The 14,858-nt window shown below is 73.0% G+C and carries 17 protein-coding genes; 10 read left to right on the top strand and 7 right to left on the bottom strand.

Annotation, left to right across the window (positions count from 1 at the left end):
* Window positions 1–82 precede the first annotated feature (82 nt).
* Window positions 83–1,069 (top strand): WD40 repeat domain-containing protein, encoded by a 987-nt coding sequence (locus ACFVST_RS20265; RefSeq protein ID WP_390153634.1) that lies wholly within the window; start codon window positions 83–85, stop codon window positions 1,067–1,069.
* 63 nt (window positions 1,070–1,132) lie between these two features.
* Here ACFVST_RS20265 and serC read toward each other — a convergent pair whose 3' ends face one another.
* Window positions 1,133–2,251, bottom strand: a complete 1,119-nt coding sequence (serC, locus tag ACFVST_RS20270) for a phosphoserine transaminase (protein ID WP_390153637.1) — start codon at window positions 2,249–2,251, stop codon at window positions 1,133–1,135.
* 247 nt (window positions 2,252–2,498) lie between these two features.
* Here serC and ACFVST_RS20275 point away from each other — a divergent pair, with 247 nt between their 5' ends.
* Window positions 2,499–3,365, top strand: coding sequence for a helix-turn-helix domain-containing protein (locus ACFVST_RS20275; protein WP_390153640.1), 867 nt, complete (start codon window positions 2,499–2,501; stop codon window positions 3,363–3,365).
* 23 nt (window positions 3,366–3,388) lie between these two features.
* Here the strand turns inward: ACFVST_RS20275 and ACFVST_RS20280 are convergent, their stop codons facing one another.
* On the bottom strand, window positions 3,389–4,258 hold the full coding sequence (locus ACFVST_RS20280) for a LysR family transcriptional regulator (RefSeq protein WP_390153643.1): 870 nt from the start codon (window positions 4,256–4,258) through the stop codon (window positions 3,389–3,391).
* A gap of 229 nt (window positions 4,259–4,487) precedes the next feature.
* Here ACFVST_RS20280 and ACFVST_RS20285 point away from each other — a divergent pair, with 229 nt between their 5' ends.
* The 3 genes from ACFVST_RS20285 to ACFVST_RS20295 all read left to right on the top strand — a co-directional run bounded on the left by ACFVST_RS20285 (window position 4,488) and on the right by ACFVST_RS20295 (window position 7,380).
* Complete coding sequence (locus tag ACFVST_RS20285) at window positions 4,488–5,534, top strand: DMT family transporter (RefSeq protein ID WP_390153646.1); 1,047 nt, start codon at window positions 4,488–4,490, stop codon at window positions 5,532–5,534.
* Window positions 5,535–5,702: 168 nt separating this feature from the next.
* Window positions 5,703–6,503 carry a TIGR03084 family metal-binding protein gene (locus ACFVST_RS20290; RefSeq protein ID WP_390153649.1) on the top strand — a complete coding sequence of 267 codons (801 nt, stop codon included), beginning with the start codon at window positions 5,703–5,705 and terminating at the stop codon, window positions 6,501–6,503.
* Between the two features lie 223 nt (window positions 6,504–6,726).
* On the top strand, window positions 6,727–7,380 hold the full coding sequence (locus ACFVST_RS20295; RefSeq protein WP_390153651.1) for a protein kinase: 654 nt from the start codon (window positions 6,727–6,729) through the stop codon (window positions 7,378–7,380).
* Window positions 7,381–7,442: 62 nt separating this feature from the next.
* Here ACFVST_RS20295 and ACFVST_RS20300 read toward each other — a convergent pair whose 3' ends face one another.
* Genes ACFVST_RS20300 through ACFVST_RS20310 form a run of 3 tightly spaced genes read right to left on the bottom strand, consistent with a single transcriptional unit; the run spans window position 7,443 to window position 8,751 of the window.
* Entirely contained in the window at window positions 7,443–7,658 is a 216-nt protein-coding gene (locus ACFVST_RS20300; protein ID WP_390153654.1) for a DUF397 domain-containing protein, read from the bottom strand.
* A gap of 50 nt (window positions 7,659–7,708) precedes the next feature.
* On the bottom strand, window positions 7,709–7,924 hold the full coding sequence (locus tag ACFVST_RS20305; protein WP_390153657.1) for a DUF397 domain-containing protein: 216 nt from the start codon (window positions 7,922–7,924) through the stop codon (window positions 7,709–7,711).
* Window positions 7,921–8,751 (bottom strand): helix-turn-helix domain-containing protein, encoded by an 831-nt coding sequence (locus ACFVST_RS20310; RefSeq protein WP_390153660.1) that lies wholly within the window; start codon window positions 8,749–8,751, stop codon window positions 7,921–7,923. The genes ACFVST_RS20305 and ACFVST_RS20310 overlap by 4 nt, the downstream gene beginning before the upstream one ends.
* Before the next feature lie 146 nt (window positions 8,752–8,897).
* Between ACFVST_RS20310 and ACFVST_RS20315 the strand changes: the two genes are divergently transcribed.
* From ACFVST_RS20315 to ACFVST_RS20325, 3 genes are read left to right on the top strand one after another with little or no spacing between them, the layout of a single operon-like run.
* Window positions 8,898–9,152 (top strand): hypothetical protein, encoded by a 255-nt coding sequence (locus ACFVST_RS20315; RefSeq protein WP_390153663.1) that lies wholly within the window; start codon window positions 8,898–8,900, stop codon window positions 9,150–9,152.
* Window positions 9,149–9,433 (top strand): hypothetical protein, encoded by a 285-nt coding sequence (locus ACFVST_RS20320; RefSeq protein ID WP_390153666.1) that lies wholly within the window; start codon window positions 9,149–9,151, stop codon window positions 9,431–9,433. Before ACFVST_RS20315 ends, ACFVST_RS20320 begins: the two co-directional genes overlap by 4 nt.
* Window positions 9,433–9,912, top strand: coding sequence for a hypothetical protein (locus ACFVST_RS20325; RefSeq protein ID WP_390153669.1), 480 nt, complete (start codon window positions 9,433–9,435; stop codon window positions 9,910–9,912). The genes ACFVST_RS20320 and ACFVST_RS20325 overlap by 1 nt, the downstream gene beginning before the upstream one ends.
* Before the next feature lie 60 nt (window positions 9,913–9,972).
* Here the strand turns inward: ACFVST_RS20325 and ACFVST_RS20330 are convergent, their stop codons facing one another.
* Window positions 9,973–11,082, bottom strand: a complete 1,110-nt coding sequence (locus ACFVST_RS20330; RefSeq protein ID WP_390153672.1) for a citrate synthase 2 — start codon at window positions 11,080–11,082, stop codon at window positions 9,973–9,975.
* 305 nt (window positions 11,083–11,387) lie between these two features.
* Here ACFVST_RS20330 and pdxH point away from each other — a divergent pair, with 305 nt between their 5' ends.
* On the top strand, window positions 11,388–12,029 hold the full coding sequence (gene pdxH, locus ACFVST_RS20335) for a pyridoxamine 5'-phosphate oxidase (RefSeq protein WP_390153743.1): 642 nt from the start codon (window positions 11,388–11,390) through the stop codon (window positions 12,027–12,029).
* A gap of 445 nt (window positions 12,030–12,474) precedes the next feature.
* Entirely contained in the window at window positions 12,475–13,956 is a 1,482-nt protein-coding gene (locus tag ACFVST_RS20340) for a PAS domain-containing protein (protein WP_390153675.1), read from the top strand.
* Here ACFVST_RS20340 and ACFVST_RS20345 read toward each other — a convergent pair.
* The gene (locus tag ACFVST_RS20345; protein ID WP_390153678.1) at window positions 13,944–14,699 is read right to left on the bottom strand and encodes an SIS domain-containing protein; all 756 of its coding nucleotides are present in this window, start codon (window positions 14,697–14,699) and stop codon (window positions 13,944–13,946) included. The two genes, ACFVST_RS20340 and ACFVST_RS20345, sit on opposite strands and share 13 nt — an antisense overlap.
* Window positions 14,700–14,858 lie beyond the last annotated feature (159 nt).

Consider the following 14,858-nt stretch of genomic DNA (forward strand, 5'->3'; position numbering starts at 1 on the left):
CCGCCACCGGGTGGTCCGTCGCCGGGCGGTCCCGCACCGGGTGGCGAGCGGACGCCCGCCGCCGGGATGGGAGGCTTGGGGGATGCGTGTTACTTGTGTGGGGGCGGCGCTGGCCGGGGCCTGGCTGCTGGTGGCGCCGGCCGCCGTGGCGCCCGCGGCGGCGGACTCCGGTCCGGACGGCTTCACCATCACCGATCCCCGTATCGCCGAGTCCAGCGGGCTGGCCGCCAGCCGGCTGCATCCGGGCGTCTACTGGACCCACAACGACAGCGGCGACGGCCCCTACCTCTACGCCGTCGACTCCCGCACCGGGAAGACCGTGGCCCGGGTCACCATGAAGGGCGTCGGCGCCCCGCGGGACGTGGAGGCGATCTCGCTGGGCCCGGACGGCGACCTCTACGTGGGGGACATCGGCGACAACCTGGACGGCTCCTGGGACCACGTCTGGATCTACCGGCTGCCCGAGCCGGAGAAGCTGCACGACCAGGTGGTGCGCGCCACCCAGTACACGGTGAAGTACGCGGACGGGCCGCGGAACGCGGAGGCGCTGATGGTGCATCCGAAGACCGGCCGGGTGTACATCGCGGACAAGAAGGAGGACGGCGGCCACCTCTACGAGGGCCCGGCGAAGCTGTCCACGGGCGGCGTCAACGTCTTCCGCCGGGTGGCCGCCACCGAACTCTGGGTCACCGACGGGGCGTTCTCCCCGGACGGGAAGCGGCTGGCGCTGCGCGGCTACTTCGGCGGGATCCTCTTCGACTGGCGGAAGAACCGCCCGGTCCGCCACGGCCGCCTCCGCGTCCCCCTCCAGGGCCAGGGCGAGTCCGTCACCTTCACCCCGGACGGCAAGCACCTGATGTACGGCAGCGAGGGCAGGAACAGCGAGGTGGTGCCGGGGCCGGTGCCCGGCGAGGGCGGCGGTTCGGGCAAGGGCGGCGGCGGTGCGGACGCCGGCGGGGACGCGGGCCCACCGCTGCCGGGCGGCGGCTTCGGCAAGGGCGCGCTCGTCGTGGTGGCCGTCCTCGCGGCCCTCTGGGGTCTCAAACGCCTGCTGCGGAAGGCCCGTTGAGGGAAGACGAAGGGGGCGGGCCGCCGTACGCGACCCGCCCCCTTCACCTGCTGTGGCCTGCCCTCAGAGCTGCTCGATGACGTAGTCGACGCACTGGGTGAGGGCCTCGACGTCCGCCGGGTCGATCGCCGGGAACATGGCGATCCGGAGCTGGTTGCGGCCCAGCTTGCGGTACGGCTCGGTGTCCACGACACCGTTGGCGCGCAGCGCCTTGGCGACGGCGGTCGCGTCGATGTCGTCGGAGAAGTCGATGGTGCCGATGACCTGCGAGCGCTTCGCCGGGTCGGTGACGAAGGGGCTGGCGTACTTGGTGTCCTCGGCCCAGCCGTACAGGGTGCGCGCGGAGGTCGCCGTACGCCGCACCGCGAAGTCCAGGCCGCCCTGCCCGTTCAGCCAGTCCAACTGCTCGGCCAGCAGGAAGAGGGTGGCCAGCGCCGGGGTGTTGTACGTCTGGTTCTTGCGGGAGTTGTCGATCGCCGTGGGCAGCGAGAAGAACTCGGGGATGTGCCGCCCGGAGCCGTGGATCCGCTCGGCGCGCTCCAGGGCCGCCGGCGAGAACACCCCGAGCCACAGCCCGCCGTCGGAGGCGAAGGACTTCTGCGGCGCGAAGTAGTACACGTCCGTCTCGGCCACGTCCACGGGCAGGCCGCCCGCGCCGGAGGTGGCGTCCACCAGGACGAGGGAGCCCTCGTCGGAGCCGGCCGGCCGCTTGATGGGCATGGCGACACCGGTGGAGGTCTCGTTGTGGGTGAGGCCGTACACATCGGTGCCGGCCTCGGCGCTCGCCTCGGGGTGGGTGCCCGGGTCGGAGGTGATGACGGTGGGCTCGTCCAGCCAGGGGGCGAGCTTCGCGGCCTTGGCGAACTTCGAGGAGAACTCGCCGAACGACAGATGCTGCGACTTCCGCTCGATGAGGCCGTGGGTCGCGATGTCCCAGAAGGCGGTGGAGCCGCCGTTGCCCAGGATCACCTCATAGCCCTCGGGAAGGGAGAACAGCTCGCGTACGCCCTCGCGCACCCGGCCGACCAGGTTCTTCACCGGGGGCTGGCGGTGCGAGGTGCCGAGCAGGGAGGTACCGGTGGCGGCGAGGGCGTCCAGCGCCTCGGTACGCACCTTGGAGGGACCCGCGCCGAAACGGCCGTCCGCGGGCTTGATGTCAGCAGGAATCCGGATCTCAGCCACGCCCGCGAGGGTAACGCCTCCGCCCGCGGCCACGGCGGGCTGTCCGTCCGATGAGACGTGCCCGTGTCGCCCGAGGTCAGGGGGCGGAGGGGAGGCGGGGCGGCGGTCGGCGGCGGCCTTCATCGGTGTTGATCTCCAACTGCGCGCCGCGGTGGGCGAGTTCACACCGGGGAGTCCATCGCGGTCCCCTGTCGCGGGTGGAGGTATGTGGCAGAATTTCGCGCATGGTCGGGCGCGGAGGTGGGGTGTGAGCGAGCCGCGGTCGGCGCCCACGATCGGTCAGTTGGTCCTCGGCAGACAGCTCCGCGCACTGCGCGAGAAGGCCGGTCTCGGCCGGGAGGACGCCGCCAAGCTGCTCCGCGTCACCCCCGCCACGGTACGCCGGATGGAGATGGCCGAGACCGCCCTGAAAGTCCCCTATGTGCGGCTGCTGCTGCCCGCGTACGGCATCCCGGAGTCGGATGTCGAGGTCTTCCTCGCCCTGGTGGACGAGGCGAACCGGCCCGGCTGGTGGCACCGCTTCCACGACATACTCCCTGACTGGTTCAGCGGCTACGTCAGCCTGGAGGAGGCCGCCACCACCATCCGCACCTACGAGCCGCACTTCGTGCCCGGCCTGCTCCAGACCGAGGACTACGCGCGTTGCGTGCTCACCACCGGCTCGGTGGGCAGCCTTGATCCGGCCAGGTTGGAACGCCATGTGGCGCTGCGGCTGGAACGCCAGGCGCTGCTGACCCGGGCGGAGGCGCCGCCGAAGTTCTGGGTGGTGCTGGACGAGACGGTGCTGCTGCGCCCGGTGGGCAGTGCGAAGGTGATGCGCGAGCAGCTCGACCGGCTGCTCGAAGTCACCGAACTCCCGCATGTCACCGTCCAGTTGGCCCAGTTGAGCGCCGGCCACCACCCGGGTACGTACAGCCCCTTCGTGCTGTTCAGGTTCGGGGTGCCCGAGGTGCCGGACATGGTGTACGTCGAGTATCTGACCGGGGCGCTCTACCTGGACCAGGAGCGGGAGGTGGCGGAGCACAAGGAGGCCATGGACCGGATGGTCACCCACGCCGAGACCGCCGGCCGCACCCGCGAACTCCTCCACCACCACCGCCGCACCCTGCACTGACCTGCCGCTTTCCCCGTGTACCGCTAGCTGTCCTCGCGGGGGAGGCTGCGGGCGAGGGCGACCAGGGCCGGGATCGACGGATGGCCGGGGCCGTCCCGCCAGGCCAGGACCACCGGCAGCGGCGGCGCGTCGGTGAGCGGCAGATAGGCCACCCCCTGGTGTGGATGCATCCCGGCGGTGGACGCGGCGGACACCCCGCTGCCGCGGCCCGCGGCGATCGCGGTGAGCCAGTCGTCGGTGTTGGCCACGGTGAGCGCGGCCGTGGGCCGCTGCCCCGGTGGCCACAGGTCGAGGGTGGTGCTGCCGGAGACCGCGTTGAGGACGACGGTGCCGCCGGAGAGGTCGGCCAGGCTGAGGGCGGTGCGGTCGGCGAGCGGGCTGTCGGAGGCGACGGCCGCCACCCGGTCCTCCGCGTAGAGGAGTTCGGTGAGCAGGCCGGGGGCGGTGACCGGGCCGCGCAGCAGCGCCGCGTCCACCTCGCCCCGGGTGAGGCCCGCGGTCCGGTCGTCGATCCGCAGCAACTCCAGTGGTACGTCCGGGTGTTGCTCGGCCCACCGGCGCAGCAGCGGAGTGGTGTACGGGCCGAAGGCGGACCAGGCGTGGCCGAGCCGCAGCGGCCAGTGGCGCAACCGGCCCGCGTCCAGGGCCTCGTCGAAGGCGGCGACCGCGGCGGCCGCCTTGTCGCGGAAGGCGCGGCCCTCGGCGGTGAGCGCCAGATGGTGGGTGGAGCGGTCCACGAGCCGGACGCCGAGCGCCTGCTCCAGCGCGGCGAGGGCGCGGGAGACGGCGGGCTGGGAGAGGCGGAGCACGGCCGCGGCCCGGGTGACGTTGGTCTCCTCGGCGACGGCGAGGAAGCAGCGGAGATGGCGGATGTCGATACCCAACGCGGTCACCGCCCCCGATCCGGAACAGGCTCATGCGTTCACGTGGCCATGCGTTTCGAGCATAACGGGAGCGCAGGCTGCATTTCACTGGCGGGCGGGGGCTCTCTAGCTTGGTGAGGGCGGGCTCGTCCCGCAGGCGCGGTACATTATGTTGCGCCTCTTGGTGCAGTACAGATGACGTACAACGTACGACGGACGACGGGTGGACGAGCATGACGACGGACGAGGGTGTGACGAGGTGACCGAAGCCGTGGCCGGTACCGCTGCGGGGACTGCCGCGAGTACCGCTGCCGGTACTGCCTCCGGTACCGCTGCCGAGGCCGGAGCCCCGGGCGCCGGAAGCGAAGCCGCCGCCCCCGGGACCGGAGCCGCCCCCGGAACCGCCGCCCCCGCCCGGCTCCGCGGCGGGCTCGGTCCGGTGGCGATGGTCGTCGCCGGTGGGCTCTCCGTGCAGTTCGGTGCCGCGCTCGCGGTGCTGTTGATGCCAAGCACGGGACCTTCGGGTGTGGTCACGCTGCGGCTCGGGGTCGCCGCCGTCATCATGCTGCTCGTCTGCCGCCCGAAGCTGCGCGGCCACTCCCGCGCCGACTGGGGCACCGTCCTCGCCTTCGGCCTCGCCATGGGCGCCATGAACAGCCTCTTCTACCAGTCCTCCGCGCGCATCCCGCTCGGGGTGGCCGTCACCCTGGAGGTGCTCGGTCCGCTCGCGCTCTCCGTGATCGCCTCCCGCCGGCTGCTGAACGCGGTGTGGGCGGCGCTCGCCCTGACCGGGGTCTTCCTGCTGGGCGGCGGCGGATTCGACGGGCTCGATCCGGTGGGCGCCGCCTTCGCGCTCGGCGCCGGTGCGATGTGGGCCCTGTACATCGTCTTCAGCGCCCGCACCGGCCGCCGTTTCCCGCAGGCCGACGGGCTGGCGCTGGCGATGGTGGTGGCCGCGGCGCTGTCCCTGCCGCTCGGGGTGGCCGAGGCCGGTGGCAAGCTGCTCGACCCGGTGACGCTGGGCCTCGGCGCGGCCGTCGCGGTGCTCTCGTCGGTCCTGCCGTACACCCTGGAACTGCTCGCGCTGCGGCGGCTGCCCGCGCCCACCTTCGCCATCCTGATGAGCCTCGAACCGGCCATCGCCGCCACCGCCGGTTTCCTCGTCCTGAGCCAGGCGCTGTCGCTGACCGACACCCTCGCCATCACCCTCGTCATCGCGGCCAGCATGGGCGCGGTCCGCACCCAGACGCGCCGCCTCCGCCGCCGCCGGGGCCGGACCCCGGACGGCGCGGAGGCGGCGGGCTGACGTCCTGTACCACTGCTCCGCACTACGGCTCAGCGGGGCTGTCTGGTGCGTCACGTGTGCGGCCGGCCACATCCGCGATCCCGCCGGGGGTGGTGGACGCCGGGTGGTGCGAGCATGTTGCCGGCGCCGCCGGAGGGGCCGCTGCCCGGTGCCCGTGAGAGGAGCCCTGTGTCCGACCCACTGCCCGTACTCGACGACCTGCGGGACGAGAGCCGCCAACTCGACGGGATCGTAGGGGAGTTGGCCCCGGAGCAATGGGCGGCGGCGACGCCCGCCGCCGGGTGGAGCGTGGCCCACCAGATCGCCCATCTCACCTGGACCGACCGCGTCGCCCTGCTCGCCGCCACCGACCCGGAGGCCTTCCGTGCCGAGGTGGAGAAGGCCCGCGCCGACCCGGACGGTTTCGTGGACCAGGGTGCCGAGGAGGGCGCGCTGCTGCCGCCCGAAGCGCTGCTGGCCCGGTGGCGGGACGGCAGGCAGCGGCTCCAGCGGGCACTGCGCTCCGCCCCGCCCGGCACCCGGCTCCCCTGGTACGGGCCACCGATGGCGGTGACCTCGATGGCCTCCGCCCGCCTGATGGAGACCTGGGCCCACGGCCAGGACATCGCCGACGCCCTCGGCGTGACCCGCCACCCCACCGCCCGCCTCCGCCATGTGGCCAGACTCGGCGTCCGCACCCGCGATTTCGCCTTCGCCGTACGGGAGTTGGCGCCACCCCGCGAGGAGTTCCGGGTGGAACTGACCGCCCCCGACGGCTCGACCTGGACCTACGGCCCCCCGGACGCACCCCAGCGCATCACCGGACCGGCCCTCGGCTTCTGCCTCCTCGTCACCCAGCGAATCCACCGCACCGACAGCGGACTACGAGCGGACGGCCCGGACGCAGACCACTGGCTCAACCTCGCCCAGGCCTTCGCGGGGCCTCCGGGGGCGGGGCGGGCTGCGGGGGCGTGGGATGCGGGGGTGTGACGGGGGACCGAGGAGCGCGGCGGCAAGACCCGCTGCTCAGTGTGGCTGCACCCCGAGGAACTGAACGGACCATGGACAGTGATCTCCCCGAATCCGCGATCCTTCCACTGATCGAGGAGCACAGGGGTCCAGCGGCCCGGATTCGCCGACCGAGCGCGGCTTCAGCTCGGATCTGACGGCTGTTGTCGACTGCGCGGAGGGGCCGCCCTTCTTCGTCAAGGCGGTGCGTAATCGGCCGGGCGGTCGGCGGGAGTCCCTCGTCAGGGAGAAGCGGATCAACGCCCAGCTCGGGCGCATCTCGCCGCACCTGTTGTGGGATGTGGAGTCAGCGGACTGGCTGGTTCTGGGCTTCGAAGTGGTCGAAGGACGGTCGGCCGACTTCGCGCCCGGGTCGCCCGATCTTGTCCCGGTGGTCGACGCGATCGGTGAGATCGGTCGGCTGCCCCTCCCGCGGATCGCGCGGGGCTGGGCCGAGACGCGATGGGACCGGTTCGCTTCGGATGGTTCGGAGGCCGGGCTGTTCCGGGGCGACTCGCTTCTCCACACGGACGTCGGTCCGAGCAACTTCCTTGTGGCGAAGGGGAGAACGCGGGTCGTGGACTGGGCGTGGCCGACCCGGGGCGCGGCGTTCATCGATCCCGCGCTCCTGGTCCTCCAGCTCATCGCCGCCGAGCACACCCCGGCTGGTGCCGAGAAATGGGTGGACCGGCTGCCCGCGTGGCGCACGGCGCCCCCGCAGGCCATCGACGCCTTCGCCGCCGCCAACCTGCGGATGTCCCGGGCCGCCGCCGACCGGAAGCCCGACGCGAACTGGCTGAAGGCCATGGTCGACGGGTGCCGGGCGTGGACCGGACACAGAGGGGTCAGCGCGGAGTAGGACGACAACACGCGGACGGCCCCCGCCGGTTGGCGGAGGCCGTCTGCCGGGGGCTGCCCGGGTCAGCCGTGGTGCTTGGCGTACTCCACGAGGCTGGTGAATCCTGCGCCGGTGAGGGTGAGTTGGGGTCCGCTGGGGTTCTTGCTGTCGCGGACGAGGAACTCACCGGTCGCCGCTGCGTGTTCGGGCGCCCACTCGATGCACTCGCCGCCTTCGCCGCCGCTGTATGTGCTCTTGACCCATCGCAGGGGCCGGGGCTGGTGTGTGCTGCTGCTCATGGTGTGCTCCTCCTCCGTGACGTTCCGGGTTGCGGCTGGTGGGGAGTTGGTTACCCGCGGTGGTGCTTGGCGAACGCTACGAGGCTGGTGAATCCTGCGCCGGTGAGGGTGAGTTGGGGTCCGCTGGGGTTCTTGCTGTCGCGGACGAGGAACTCACCGGTCGCCGCTGCGTGTTCCGGCGCCCACTCGACGCACTCGCCGCCATCGCCGCTGCTGTATGTGCTCTTGACCCATCGCAGGGGCCGGGGCTGGTGCGTGCTGCTCATCTGGTGTATTCCTCCGCGATCTCTCGAATCAGAGCCAGGGACTCTTCCGGGTCACGAGCCGAGGCCCGCAGACGCTCGTACTTCGCGCGTGCGTCGTCCACCGCCGTGGCGGAGTCCGTCACATGTCCCTGCCCCATGCTCTCCGAGTACAGGACTGTCGCCCCGTCGTCTGGTGTCAGCAGGATAAACCGCAGGGCCGATGCAGGGGCACCCGCCTTGGAGCGGAGAATCTGGAGCGTGATGTGAGGGTTTCCTGCGGCTGAGGAAAGGTGACGGAGCTGCTCGGCCATGACCTCCCGTCCGCCCACCTCCGTCCGCAGGGTGGACTCGTGCAGGATCACCCAGAGCAGGGGCGGGGTGTCCCGCTCCATGACCTCCCGACGGGCCAGCCTGGCCGCGACCCTGGCCTTGATCTGCTCGTCGGTCTCACGCGGATGCGCGGACCGGAAGGTGGCTTCGGCGTAGCCCGGGGTCTGCAACATGCCCATGATCAGCGCGTTCGAGTAGTCCTCGATCCGGCTGGCCTGCTTCTCCAGGTTGATGTACGGCACGAACCAGCCGGGATGCCCGCGCTCGCTGACTCTGACCAGCAGCCGGGCGAAGTACCCGGAGGTGTTGAAGAACCGGTCGCACCCTTCCGCGAAGTGCATCGACGGCCGCGCCCTGCCGTTCTTGACCTTGGAGACGTACGGCTCCTTGTAGCCCGTGGCGTCGGCCAGTTGACGCTGGGTGGCACCCCGGTGGGCCAGCGCCGCCTCCACCTCGCGCCCGAACCACTCCAGGCCGTTCGCAGGCTCACCGTTCAACTCGGGTGATGGTTCGGTCATCCGTTCAACTCCCGTTCTTTCCAGGCCGGTTGGAAACGCTTTTGCCCTGGTCAGCGTACGTCGTGACGGTAATGCTGGGAGCACAGAACGTAAGTATCCGCCCCGTGTGAGGGACGGATGAACGACGATGAACGGAGTGGCTGACCATGGAGACGTCACGCGGTCGGCAGGAGTCGGCACGGGACAGGATCAGTGAAGCCGAGTGGGCGTGCGGGGAGTTGCGGGACGCGCTCGGGCAGGCCGGGGTGACGTTGCCCTCGCTCGGCCTCGATCCCGTCTCCTTCGCGGGGAACGGGATGAACGGGCTGCCCGTGCTGGTCGACCTGGGGCGCTGCAACGTCGCCACGGCCCGCGCGCTCGCCGCCGCCCTCCGCCCCGGCACGGGCGAGGCGGCGCGGTGACCAGGCGGGTGTTCCGCTACGTCCCGTTCACCATCGAGCAGGACCGGTCGGCGGAACCGGAGTACGAGGCCCGTTGCGTGGCCGGTGACGAGACGGAGTGCGGGGCCGGGTCCGGCACGTACGGCGGCCCGGGGCCCGTGGAGGAGTGGCAGCGCAGGCACACCCAGGAGACCGGACATCTGCGCTACCGCCGCGACTTCGGTGACTACGCGGTGCTGCGGCCTCCCGAGCGGCCCGCGGGACTGCCCCAACGGACCGGTACGCGCGGGGGGTTGGCGTGATGTTCGCCCCGTCGGTCGAGCGGCCCTGGCGCGACGGGTGGCCCCTGGTCGCGCAGCCGGACGACGGCAACGGGTGGGAGGCGGGCGAGTGCTGGCTGTTCTGCCGCCGTACGGGCGTGGCCGTGCTGTGGGTCGGCTCGGTGATCACACCGGGGGCCACGGGCGATGTGTACGCCTGCGGCGCCTGCCTCGCCGAGCTGGAGCGGATGGTCCGCGTCAGGGCGCACGGCCTGGACCGGTCCGAGGGCCGTACCCCGGCACCGCCTCCCACCCTCGCCGTGCCGACCGGGCCGCCCCCACCGCCCGCCCTGCCCGGTGACCGTTCCGGCGGTCGCCACCGCGCACCCCGCCGGTCCCGGGACAAGGACGCCAAGTCGACCGGCACCGGTATCCGCGGCCGCGCGTGCGAGCACCGCTGGACCGAGCTGCGCGGCGGCAAGACCCACTGCCAGGACTGCCACGCCCAGCTCTACCTGTGACCGCCGCCCCACCCGGACCCGGCTGCCATCGACTCGGCGGCCGGTTCCCGCCCGCGCCGCCTACCGCGCGACCGTCGACACCCCTTCGTAGCCGGGGACCTCACGCGGGTCGCGTACGCCGGGGCCGATGTAGCGGGCGGAGGGGCGGACCAGGCGGCCGGTACGTTTCTGCTCCAGGATGTGGGCGGCCCAGCCGGCGGTGCGGGCGCAGGTGAACATCGAGGTGAACATGGACGCCGGGACCTCCGCGAAGTCCAGCACGATCGCCGCCCAGAACTCCACGTTGGTGGCGAGGACGCGGTCCGGGCGGCGCGCGTGCAGCTCCGCCAGCGCCGCCTTCTCCAGCGCCTCCGCCACCTCGTAGCGCGGCGCGCCCAACTCCCGTGCCGTGCGCCGCAGTACCCGGGCCCGTGGGTCCTCCGCCCGGTACACGCGGTGCCCGAAGCCCATCAGCCGCTCACCGCGGTCCAGGGCGCCGCGGACATAGGCGTCGGCGTCCCCGGTCCGCTCGATCTCCTCGATCATGTGCAGCACACGGGACGGGGCCCCGCCGTGCAGCGGCCCGGACATGGCGCCCACCGCGCCCGACAGCGCCGCCGACACATCGGCGCCGGTGGAGGCGATGACGCGGGCGGTGAACGTGGAGGCGTTCATGCCGTGTTCGGCGGCGGACGTCCAGTAGGCGTCGACCGCGGCCACATGCTTCGGGTCGGGCTCGCCCCGCCAGCGGCGCATAAAGCGCTCGGTGACGGTGGACGCCTGGTCGATCTCCCGCTGCGGCACCATCGGCCGCTGCTGCCCGCGCGCGGACTGCGCCACGTACGACAGGGCCATCACCGCGGCTCTGGCGAGGTCGTCGCGGGCCTGTTCGGCGTCGATGTCGAGCAGCGGTTTCAGGCCCCACACGGGGGCGAGCAGGGCGAGCGCGGACTGCACGTCCACCCGGACGTCACCGGAGTGCACGGGGATGGGGAAGGGCTCGGCGGCCGGCAGCCCCGGGTCGAAGGCGCCGTCGACCAGCAGCCCCCACACATGGCCGAAGTCGACCTGGCCGACCAGGTCCTCGATGTCGACGCCCCGGTACCGGAGGGCGCCGCCCTCCTTGTCCGGCTCGGCGATCTCCGTCTCGAACGCGACGACTCCCTCAAGTCCGGGTACGAAGTCGGACATCAGGCGGCTCCTTGGTTCTGCCCGCGGGACGCGGAGGCTGTCGGGACAGTGCACGGGTCCTGGGACGGTGCACGCGCGGCGGGCCCCCTGGGACGTGGACGCCCGGTCCGGATCCCCGGCCCGCTGGGGCCCGCCCGGCAGGGCAGGTCCCGGGCTCGTGGTCCGGTCCGCTCCTCCCGTCATGCCCCGTGGGCGGGCTCATCACCCCACCCGGTTCCGGCGGGCTGCCGAGGCGGTACGGGAGACGCGGGTGCGGGGTGGGGCGGGCGGTGCGGCAGGATGACCGGGTGACCGACCCCGCCGCGATGCGCAAGCAGTACCGAACCGAGGGCCTCGCAGAGGACGAGCTGGCCGCCGATCCGATGGAGCAGTTCGCCCGCTGGTTCCGGGACGCCACCCTGGCCGTGGAGGGGGGCGTGCTCTACGAGCCGAACGCCATGGTGGTCTCCACCGCCGACGCCGAGGGCCGCCCCAGCTCCCGCACCGTCCTGCTGAAGCAGTACGACGCCCGCGGCTTTGTCTTCTTCACCAACTACACCTCGCGCAAGGGCCGCGACCTGGCGGAGAACCCGCATCTGGCGCTGCTCTTCCCCTGGCACCCGATGGCCCGCCAGGTCCTCGTCACCGGCACCGCCACCCGCACCGGCCGGGACGAGACCGCCGGCTACTTCCGCACCCGCCCACACGGCTCGCAACTCGGCGCCTGGGCCAGCGCCCAGTCCGCGGTACTCGGATCGCGCGAGGAACTCGACGGCGCGTACCGGGAGTTGGCGGAGCGCTATCCGGAGGGCGAGAAGGTGCCGGTGCCGCCGCACTGGGGCGGCTACCGGGTGGCGCCGCGGACCGTGGAGTTCTGGCAGGGACGGGAGAACCGGCTGCACGACCGGCTCCGCTACCGCCGTAGCGAGAACGGCACCGGCTGGCTGGTGGAACGCCTCAGCCCGTGACCGGCGCGGGGCGCGGGGGACCCGGGAACGCAGACGACCCGCGGGCCATGGTCCCTGCCCGCCGTGTGGCGGGAGGGAGCCGGCCGGACGTACCGGCGGCCCGCGGATCGGGTGACTGCGTGGAATTGGCCGGCTGCGCGCATCGATCGCACGCGGGTCCGGCACCGCACTGAGTGTGATGACGGGCCGCTAGCCCGCAGTCACCTCTCCCGTCCGGTTTGTCATCATCTGCCGAACCACCTCCCTTCCGAGTGGTTCCAGCCTAGACACCCGTGCCCGTCCCGCTCAAGGCTTTTGTTTCGGGGCAGCCCGCCGCCCCGCGCCCCGTACCCGCCGCCGTCCCGTACCTCACCGGACGGTGGCCGCTTGTTCACCACCGCGGAAGCGAGTTGAATGATCCGCAGTGACAGCGATCGGCCCCCAGGGGGCCGGCAGGGGGTGCCTGGTGAGTGCTTCCAGACGCGGCGGAGCCACCGATGAGCTGGGCCCGCAGGGGCCGGAGCCGGACGGGGACGGATCGGAGCTGCTCGCCGCCCTCCTCGACGGTATGGACGCCGCCCTCTGCGCCTTCGACGCCGACGGTGTCGTCACCCACTGGAACCGCGAGGCGGAACGGATCCTCGGCTGGACCGCCGCCGAGGCCGTCGGCCGCCGCGGCCTCGCCGACTGGGCGGTGCGCAGCGCCGACGCCGCCGAGGTGGAGCAGCGGCTGCTGTCCGCGATGAGCGCCCCCGGCCGGCAGGTGCACGAGTTCGCCCTGCTCACCAAGGACGGCGGCCGCGTCCTGGTACGCACCCAGTCCGCCGCGGTCCCCGGCCGGGACGGCAAACCCGCCGGGGTGTACTGCGCCTTCAGCGAGGTGCACACCCAGATAGACCTGGAGCGCTCCATCGCGCTCAGCGAGGCCCTCTTCCAGGACGCCGCCTGGGGAGTCGTCCTGGTCGACGCAGATCTGCGGCCCGCCGTCGTCAACGACCACGCGGCCCGCGCCCTGGGCTCCGGCCGCACCGCGCTCCTCGGCCGCCCGCTGGGCGAGCTGCTCGCCGAGGGCGTGGAGGAGCTGGAGAGCGCCTTCACTCATGTACTGGGCGAGGGCGCGCCGCCCGCACCGGCCGAGATGTGGGTGCGGCTGCGCGAGGGCGCGGCGGACGGGCAGCGGGACAGCGGGGACGACGGGCGGCGCTGCTGGCGCAGCGGTTTCCTGCGGCTGGCCTCGCCGCTCGCCGAGGAGCCCGTGCCGCTGGGCGTCGGCTGGCTCTTCCTGGATGTGACGGACGCCAAGCGGACCGAGCAGGACGCGGCCCGGGTGCGTTACCGGGCACACCAGTTGCACCGCGGGCTGCGGGCCGCCGCCGAGTGCGAGGACCCGGCGGAGGCGGCCGCGGTCCAACTGGACTTCGCCCTGGCCGGGTTCGCCGATCACGCGCTGGTCGACCTGGTGGCGGGCGGACGGGACGAGACGGAGCAGCCGGAGGAGACGGAGCCGGCGGGCGGTGGGGCGGCGGACACCGGGGCCGCGCCGCGGCTGGTGCGGCGGCTGGCCACCCCGTCCGGTACGCCGGGGGCGGCGGCACCGGCCGGGCGGGCTGGTCTGCCGGTGGCGTATCCGGCGGGGCATCCGGCGTTGCAGAGCATCTCCCGGGAGGGCGCGGTGCGGGCCACGGTGGGCGAGCTGCCGCCGGAGCGGGCCCGGGTGTGGGCCGCCGCCCGCCAGTGGCCGCCCGACACGGTGCACGCACTCTGCGCGGTACTGCGCAGCCGCGGCCGCACCCTCGGCGTGGTGACCTTCCTGCGCGCCGCCTCCCGCGCCTCCTTCGAACGCCATGACGTCCCGTACGCGGAGAGCGTCGCGCTGCACCTCGGGGTCGCCCTGGATCTGGGGGCCGCGGCGGACCTGGGGGAGCGGCAGCGGGATCAGGGGCGGTAGAAGATCCGGTCGCGGTACTCGGACATGATGCGGCCGTTCCACTCGTGGCCGCCGTCCACATTGCCGGAGCGGAGCAGCGGCGGCTCGATCCCGCGGTCCGCCAGCTCCCCGGCCGCGGTCGCCATCACGGCCTGGAGCAGCGCACTGGTGACGACGGTGGACGCGGGCGCGAACGGCGCCGGGATGTTCTCCGCGGTCAACTCCGCGTCGCCGACCGGGATCTTGCTGTCCAGCACCAGATCGCAGTGGTCCCGCAGGAAGGTGCCGGAGCTGTGCCGGGAGCCGGTGGTGTCGGCGTAGGCGACGGAGGTCACGCCGATCACGCGCAGCCCGAGGGCGCGGGCGTTCAGCGCCATCTCCACCGGCAGCGGGTTCCGCCCCGACAGCGAGATGATCACCAGCAGGTCGCCGGAGCGGGCGGGGCTGGAGTCGAGTACGGCGGCGGCCAGCCCGTCCACCCGTTCCAGCGCGGAGCCCAGCGTCGCCGGCACCACGTCCACCCCGACCGCGCCGGGCACCGCCAGCAGGTTCATCAGGGCGAGGCCGCCGGCCCGGTAGACCACGTCCTGGGCGGCGAGCGAGGAGTGGCCGGCGCCGAAGGCGAAGAGGCGGCCGCCGTCGGCCACCGTGTCGGCGATCAGCGTCCCGGCCGCCCGGACGGCCTCGGCCTCCTCGTCGCGTACCCGGTTCAGCAGGCCGATCGCGGCGTCGAAGAACCGGTCTGCCAGTCGGCCGTCGCTCATCGGCGCAGCTCCCTCGTGGGTGGGGTGGTGGGCGGTGTGCCGCCGATCACGGTGCGGTCTGGACCACTGCGGTGTCAATACGGTGAGACCGGCGCGGACGCGGCGGAACGCGGGGGAGTACGGTGCCGTTCCCACGGGGCGGTCCGGTTGTCTGCGGTA

The sequence above is a fragment of the Streptomyces sp. NPDC058045 genome (genome assembly GCF_042885635.1).
Lineage (GTDB): Bacteria > Actinomycetota > Actinomycetes > Streptomycetales > Streptomycetaceae > Streptomyces.

Coding starts and splice junctions, on each gene's coding strand:
- ACFVST_RS20330 (WP_390153672.1), bottom strand. CDS start 11,082: ATGTCCGACTTCGTACCCGGACTTGAGGGAGTCGTCGCGTTCGAGACG.
- ACFVST_RS20265 (WP_390153634.1), top strand. CDS start 83: ATGCGTGTTACTTGTGTGGGGGCGGCGCTGGCCGGGGCCTGGCTGCTG.
- ACFVST_RS20345 (WP_390153678.1), bottom strand. CDS start 14,699: ATGAGCGACGGCCGACTGGCAGACCGGTTCTTCGACGCCGCGATCGGC.
- ACFVST_RS20305 (WP_390153657.1), bottom strand. CDS start 7,924: ATGAGCAGCACGCACCAGCCCCGGCCCCTGCGATGGGTCAAGAGCACA.
- pdxH (WP_390153743.1), top strand. CDS start 11,388: ATGCGCAAGCAGTACCGAACCGAGGGCCTCGCAGAGGACGAGCTGGCC.
- ACFVST_RS20300 (WP_390153654.1), bottom strand. CDS start 7,658: ATGAGCAGCAGCACACACCAGCCCCGGCCCCTGCGATGGGTCAAGAGC.
- ACFVST_RS20325 (WP_390153669.1), top strand. CDS start 9,433: ATGTTCGCCCCGTCGGTCGAGCGGCCCTGGCGCGACGGGTGGCCCCTG.
- ACFVST_RS20310 (WP_390153660.1), bottom strand. CDS start 8,751: ATGACCGAACCATCACCCGAGTTGAACGGTGAGCCTGCGAACGGCCTG.
- ACFVST_RS20315 (WP_390153663.1), top strand. CDS start 8,898: ATGGAGACGTCACGCGGTCGGCAGGAGTCGGCACGGGACAGGATCAGT.